This window comes from Streptomyces sp. NRRL F-5123, from assembly GCF_000721495.1.
GTDB lineage: Bacteria > Actinomycetota > Actinomycetes > Streptomycetales > Streptomycetaceae > Actinacidiphila.
In genome coordinates, this window is the sequence record NZ_JOHY01000113.1 from 1 (window position 1) to 7,192 (window position 7,192).

The 7,192-nt window shown below is 71.0% G+C and carries 4 protein-coding genes; 1 reads left to right on the forward strand and 3 read right to left on the reverse strand.

What is annotated here, in order from left to right; translation table 11 throughout:
* Window positions 1-152: 152 nt before the first annotated feature.
* On the reverse strand, window positions 153-1,274 hold the full coding sequence (locus IH54_RS0138065) for a glycosyl hydrolase 53 family protein (RefSeq protein WP_031525976.1): 1,122 nt from the start codon (window positions 1,272-1,274) through the stop codon (window positions 153-155).
* A gap of 249 nt (window positions 1,275-1,523) precedes the next feature.
* On the reverse strand, window positions 1,524-2,573 hold the full coding sequence (locus tag IH54_RS0138070; RefSeq protein WP_031525978.1) for a LacI family DNA-binding transcriptional regulator: 1,050 nt from the start codon (window positions 2,571-2,573) through the stop codon (window positions 1,524-1,526).
* 90 nt (window positions 2,574-2,663) lie between these two features.
* Between IH54_RS0138070 and IH54_RS0138075 the strand changes: the two genes are divergently transcribed.
* On the forward strand, window positions 2,664-4,802 hold the full coding sequence (locus IH54_RS0138075; RefSeq protein WP_031525981.1) for a glycoside hydrolase family 36 protein: 2,139 nt from the start codon (window positions 2,664-2,666) through the stop codon (window positions 4,800-4,802).
* 73 nt (window positions 4,803-4,875) lie between these two features.
* On the opposite strand, the gene IH54_RS45135 is transcribed toward IH54_RS0138075, so the two are convergent.
* A complete protein-coding gene (locus IH54_RS45135) occupies window positions 4,876-6,582 on the reverse strand; it encodes a ricin-type beta-trefoil lectin domain protein (RefSeq protein WP_234344264.1) in 1,707 nt (568 codons plus the stop codon).
* Window positions 6,583-7,192: the final 610 nt, after the last annotated feature.

The window sequence follows — 7,192 nt, forward strand, 5'->3', positions numbered from 1 at the left end:
GCACCCCTGAACGCCTTCCAGATCGCCTTCGAAGGCCGGCTCACCCCGGCCAACAACTGAACCCCAACAACCAAGATCAGCCGTTAACTGGACACACCCAGGATGGGTGCTGCGCACCGCGGAGTGCAGGGTGGTGAGCAGCAGGCTGTCCCCTACGGGGTCCACCTGACGTCGGGGTTGATGTGTCCCGTCCAGTTGAACAGGGCCATGTTGTCCCACCCGTCGCCGCTGTTGGCGATGTCGGCCGGATCCCACCCATTGCCGGGGACGGCATACCAGGTGGGCTCCCAGTAGAAGACGCCGACCGCCCCGGCGTTGCGGGCGGTGCTCTGCACCGCGTCGAACTCGGCTGCCTGGCCCTGCCAGGTGAGTGGGTAGCCCGAGCACCCCGAGGTGACCGAGTTGCCGGTTCCGTCGGCGTTCGCCGAGGTGAAGGGGTAGGCGGTCTCGGCTATGACGACGTCCTTGCCGTAGCGGGACTTCATGTCGGAGACGACGCTGCCCATGGTGGCGAGCGAGCCGTGCCACATGCAGTAGTACGAAAGACCGGTGACGTCCCAGGCGACGCCCTTGGCCTTGATCCCGTCGTAGAACCAGCGGGCGTGGGCGTCGCTGTCCGCGTCCGCGGTGTGGATGACGACCTGGGTGGTGCTGTTGCACGCCTTGGTCGCGTTGTAGCCGGACTTCAGCAGCAGGCTGAGGCTGGTGAAGTCGTTGTTCACCACTTTGCCGTCGTTCCACAGCATCCCGGTGTTGATCTCGTTGCCGATCTGCACGCTGTCCGGCGTCGTGCCCTGGGACTTGAGGCTGTTGCAGACGTCGTAGGTGTAGTTGTAGACGTCCGTCTGGAGCTGGCTGATGCCGTGGCTCGCCCACGCCGCGGGCTTGTTCTGCCGGCCCGGGTCCGCCCAGCTGTCGGAGTAGTGGAAGTCGACCAGCAGCTTCAGGCCCCTGGCCTTGACCGCCTTCGCGTACTGCAGGACCTTCGCCTTGTTGTTGTAACCGCTGGCCGGGTCGTTCCAGACCCGCAGGCGGACGTAGTTGACGCCCGTGTCCTTGAGGATGTCCAGCGGGTCCCTGGCGTTGCCGCTCGCGTCGTAGTACTTCGCGCCGAGATCCATCGCCCGCTGTGCGGTCGACATGTCCGCACCGCGCATGCTGAGCGCGTTCGCGGCCGACGCGCTGGTGGTGCTGCCGAGCGTGGCAGCCGGCAGGACGAGACCTGCCAGCAGCAGGCCGCATGCCGCCCTCCGGCCTGGCTTGTACGTCACCATTTCCGATCCCCTTTCCGTGATCCGACGAGGCGGTGCGAGTGGTGGGGAGCGCGTGTGAGCGTTCACAGGCCTACCAGGGGAAGGCGTCCCCCTCAACAGTGCAACAGCGGGACGTCTGCGGGGAGTTCGGAGTCGGCCAACCCGTGCACGCCTCTTCACGGTTCGCCTGAACGCTGACGGTCGCGCCGGTCTCGGGCCGGGTGGTCACGGGGGCGGCACCGATCGCGTGCCGACCGGGCCGGGCGGGAGTCATGCGGGGCGTGCGGTGCTCTCCCGGATCACCAGTTCGGGTACGGCGGCTGAGTGCGGCGCCACGGGTGTGGCCTCGGTCAGCACGCCGTGCAGCAGGTCGAACGCGGCCCGTCCCAGGCCGGTGAAGTCCAGCCGGACGGTGGTGAGGGACGGGGTGAGGTACGCGGAGTACGGCGCGTCGTCGAAGCCGACCACGCTCACTTCGCCGGGGACGGACCGGCCCGCCTGGTACAGGGCCCGCATCACCCCGAGCGCCAGGTCGTCGTTTCCGCACAGCACGGCGGTGACCTCGGCGTCGCCAGCCAGCAGGAGTCCGGCCTCGTGACCGCTGCCGGGCCCCCAGGCGCCCTGCAGGGCCTCGGGCACGGGGGCGCCCGCGTCCTCCAGTGCCCGCCGCCAGCCGTTGGTCCGGGCGCTGAGCCGGCAGGTGCTGGACGGGATGGCCACGTAGTGCACCGTGCGGTGGCCCAGCGCCAGAAGGTGGGCGGTGGCGTCGTACGCGGCCTGGTGGTCGTCGGTCCACACCCACGGGCGGTCCGGCGGCGGCTCGTGGTCGGGCGTCTCGACCACGCCGACCACCGGGATTTCGGAGTCCACCGCGGCGAGTGCGGCCACGCCCACGGGGTCGTAGGCGATCACGATCAAGCCGCCCGCGGAATCGCCCGCGCGCTGAAGTGCCGCGGCGACCGCCTGTTCGTCGTCCGCTTCGAGCACGCCGACGCCCACCGCGTAGGCGGCTTTGCGGGCCGCCTCCTCCACACCCCGCAGCACGGACGCGTGGCCGTAGTGCGTGGTGTTCGCCGTGAGGACCGTGACGTTTCGGCTGCGGCCGCTCGCCAGGGCCAGCGCGGTGGCGCTGCGACGGAAGCCGAGTTCCTCGATGACCCGGTTCACCCGCTCGCGCGTGGCGGGCTTGACGCTCGGATGGTCGTTGATCACCCGGGAGACCGTCTGGTAGGAAACCCCGGCGGCGCTGGCGACGTCCCGGATACTGGGCTGACGCCTTGTGTGACCGGTCACATACATGGAAGGATTGTGACCGGTCACAAGAGGGCCGTCAAGGCACCTCACGACAACAGATTTCCCGTGCCGGTCCGCCACCGCGTACGGCGGGGAGCCACGAGGAAGGAGTACGGCGTGACCGATACGGCGGCGGCAGACCCGGCCCGGGAGCAGGCCGACGGGGTGTTCGGGTGGGGGCACGACGGGCTGCGGGTGGAGCTGAGCACGGATCCGGACGGGGTGACGCGACTGGTCCGGCTGGAGCGGCCCGGTGACACGGGATCCGGCACGGAGCCGGCGGCCCGCCTGCCGCTGGTCGAGCTGACCGCCCTGGGGCACGGCACCGGCTGGTCGGGGCCGCGCTTCACCGGCACGGCGCCGGGTGGGCGGATGCGGACCCGCGCCGTCCGGTCACGGACCGCCGACGGTTGGCACTTCCTCGACCTCGAACTCCACGACCCCGTGACGGGGCTGACCGCGAGCGTCGAGTTGTCCTCTCCCGACGGTGTGCCGGTTCTGCGCTCCCGGACGCGCGTACGCAACGACAACCCGCACCGCATGGTCCTGCAGTCCGTCAGCAGCCTGCTGCTGGGCGGGCTGCCGCCGGCCGACACGCTGGAGGTCCACCGGGCGCGCAACGACTGGCTCGGGGAGGGCAGATGGTACGCCGAGCCGCTGCGCGCGACCGTCGCCGACATCGGCGTCGACGCCCACCAGCACGACAGCCGCGCCGGGCTCACGGTGGCGGGCCGGGGAAGCTGGCCCACCGACGGCCACCTGGCGGCGGGTGCCCTCGGCGACCGCCGCGGCGGCCGGGCCTGGGCCTGGCAGATCGAGTCGCCCGCCGGATGGCGCTGGGACATCGGGGAGTACGGCCACGGCTGTCACCTGGCACTGCACGGGCCCACCGACGCGGACCACCAGTGGCGCCACGCGCTGGGGCCAGGACAGGAGTTCACCACTGTGCCGGTCGCCGTCGCCCTCGGCACCGGCTTCGAGGACGCGATCGCCGCCCTGACCTCCTACCGGCGGACCATCCGCAGGCCCCACCCGGACCACACCGCGCTTCCGGTCGTCTTCAACGACTACATGAACACCCTCATGGGCGACCCGACGACACAGAAGCTGCTGCCGCTGATCGACGCGGCCGCGCAGGCCGGCGCCGAGTACTTCTGTGTCGACTCCGGCTGGTACGACGACGACCTGCACGGCTGGTGGGACAGCGTCGGCGAGTGGCTGCCGTCCTCCGCCCGCTTCCCCGGCGGGGGCATCCAGGCCGTCTTCGACCGCATCCGCAGCCGTGGCATGGTGCCCGGCCTGTGGCTGGAGCCGGAAGTCGTCGGCGTACGCAGCCGGCTCGCCCGCACTCTTCCGGACGACGCCTTCTTCCAGCACGACGGCATCCGCCTCACCGAACAGGGCCGCCACCAGCTCGACCTGCGGCATCCCGCGGCCCGGGCCCACCTGGACGCCACAGTCGACCGCATCGTGGGCGAATGGGGCGTCGGCTACCTCAAGCTCGACTACAACATCGTCATCGCCCCCGGCACCCAGGGCCCCGCCGACACCTCCCCCGGCGCCGGACTGCTCGGCCACGCCCGCGCCTACCTCGACTGGATCACCGCAGTCCTCGACCGCCACCCGGGCCTGGTCGTCGAGAACTGCGCCTCGGGAGGCATGCGGATGGACGGCGCCACCCTGGCCGTCACCCAGCTCCAGTCCACCAGCGACCAGCAGGACCCCCTGCGCTACCCGCCCATCGCCGCCGCCGCGCCGGCCGCGGTGCCACCCGAGCAGAGCGCGGTGTGGGCCTACCCGCAGCCGGAGTTCACCGACGACGAGATCGCTTTCACCCTGGCCGGCGCCCTGCTCGGCCGCGTCCACCTCTCAGGCCGGCTCGACCGCATGACGCCGGACCAGCTGTCACTGGTCCGCCAGGCCCTGACCGTCTACAAGGACCTGCGCGCCGATCTCCCCAGGGCTCTGCCGTTCTGGCCGCTGGGCCTGCCCGGCTGGACCGACCCATGGCTGGCGCAGGGCATGCGCGTCCCCGGCGGGCCCACCTATCTGCTGGTCTGGCACAGGGAAGGAGACCGGGCCGCGATGTCCCTGCCCGTGCCGCACCTGGCGGATCGGCCCGGCGTGCGGGTGCAGGTCCTGCATCCCGGGCCCTCGGCCGGCGAGGCGGCGTGGGCCGCGGCGGAGGGGGTTGTGGAGGTCCGTCTGCCCCGCACTCCGACCGCGCTGCTGCTGCGCCTGGACACGGTGAGCTGACGCCACCGCCCGCAGGCACAGGGACGGGCCGTACCCGGGCGCTCGCCCGGGTACGGCCCGTCCGGCCGGACCGTCAGTTCGGGGTGAGCACGAGCTGGTAGGCGCCGGAGGAGTTCTCGTTGGGGACGGGAACCGTGACGGTGCCGCCGGTGACCGGGTAGGAGGTCGACGACAGCGCCGTCGGACCGGCCACATTGGTCGTGCGGCCGCTGCCGGGTACGTAGGACAGCGTGGCGGTCACCGACGAGCCCATGGCGCCGAGCCCGTTGACCTTGACGGTGTTGTTGCCGGCCTCTCCGCCGAAGACCAGGCGCAGGGTGCGGCTGCCCGAGTCGTAGGCGGCCACACCGTCGTTGTACTGGGTCGGTGTCACCTTCACCACGTTGCCGGTCTGGTCGCCGTACCACTTGTACATCCAGTACGACGCGGTCGGCTGACCGTTGTACAGCAGGCCGTTGGCGGTGCCCGGCTCGTACCAGAAGGCCCGCTCCGCGTCCCGGACGCCGTCGCGCTCGAACTGGGCCACGTAGTGGTTGGTGCTGCTGGGCACGTCGATCTCGTCCGTCGTGGCGTACTCGTCGATGGAGATCGGCCGCGGCGTGATGCCGAGCTGCTGCTCCAGTGTCCGGTACGCCTGGACGTCGGCGGTGACGTGCTGCCAGCCGGACAGCTCGTGCCAGCAGATGACGTCAGGCAGGGTGCCGGCCGCCTTCGCCGCCGTGAGGAAGTTGCGCATCCAGTCCACGTTCCAGTACGAGATGCTGGGACCGAGGATCGGTTCGCCCGGCAGGGTCTTGTGTATCTGCTGGACGATGCGGGTCCAGCCGTCGGTGAAGCTGCCCGCCGCGCTGGGCCAGGTCCAGTCCGGTTCGTTCCACGGCTCGAAGGCGTTGATGTTCGTCACGTCGGGCCGGGCCTTGACCGCCGCCGTCATGCTGTCCACGTTGGCCAGCCAGGAGGTCCACCCCGGCCAGACGTACGGGAAGCCGTCGAGGTAGTCGGCCATGTTGACCGTCATGTGCGCGCCGATCGCCATGGCGGTGGGCGCGACCACCAGCGCGTCGCCGACCGGGACCGGTGAGCCGTTGGGCCGGTGCTGGGTGCCCGGAGGCGCCTGGCGCAGCTGGTTCAGGTGCAGCGGCTGCAGGATGGACGCCGACGGGGTCGTCGCGTCCTTGAGGCCGTCAAGGGTGCCCGATCCCACGCGCGTCACCGGGCGGACCACCGACGCGGCGTCCACCACAAGGGTGCTGCCGGCAGTGCCGCTGCCCGAGCTGTTCCAGTGCTGGTTGGTCTGGCCGTTGCAGGTCCACAGGAGCACCTTGGTGCCGTTCGCCGTCCCGGCGTGGTCGACGTCCAGGCACAGGCCGGACTGCACGCCGGTGATCGAACCGTCGGAGTTCATCTGCCACTTCTGGTTCTGCTGGCCGTTGCAGGACCAGATGTCCACCGCGGTGCCCGCGGCGGTGCCGTTGTTGTACGCGTCCAGGCAGCGCGTCCCGTTGAAGGTGCGCAGCTCACCGGCCGACGTGAGCTCGAACTGCTGGTTGGCCTGGCTGTTGCAGTCCCAGATCTCCATCGGTGTGCCCAGCGTGTCCACGTTGCCGCTGACGTCCAGGCAACGCCCTGAACCGGCAGCGACGAGCTGCGTGGTCGCCGCGGAGGCCGGTGAGGCGGACGTGAGCGACACGGTCACGCCCGCGGCCGTCACGAACGCGGCGGCCACGGCCGTCCACGGGCGTCTGCGCGCTGCCGCGCGCGATGTCTTCGAGAGGGGCACAACTCCTCCTTGGGGAAGTGGGGGGAACACGGCGTGGCGCATCCGTACCGGTCGGCCTCGGGGGGCCAAGATCCGTGCGCAGTTGTCCGGCGGTCGAGGAACCGGCCGCCCGCAAAGAGACCGGCGAACCGACAACGGCCGCGAGGGGCTTCCTGCCTGACAGGGCCCCGCACTCCGCCACCCACTCGTGTGACCGGTCACAGCGATGTGATTGTGACCGGTCACACTTGGGACGTCAAGGTGTCGCACACGATGCCGTCCGTCGCGGCGACCGGGTTGGCCACTCACGGGACGGCTCCTCGCGGTCATCCGTGGACTCCGGCGCCACCAGGTCCGTGAGCGGACCGGGCGGTAGGAGGACCGGCCTCCTGGCACCGGTGTCAGGCCCGAGCTGCCCGACGCCCCGCGTGAGGTTCGCCCTGGGCGCCCACAACGCGCTCCTGGCGCGGAGGCCGGCGGCCCTCTTGCGGGAGCGCGGGAAACGTGGCGGGGCCGCCCGGGCGGGGTGGGTCAGGAAGGGGTGGGCCAGGTGGGGAGGGAGGTGGTGCCCGGGCTGTCTCTTATACACATCTGACGCTGCCGACGACTCCTTACGTGTAGATTTCGGTGG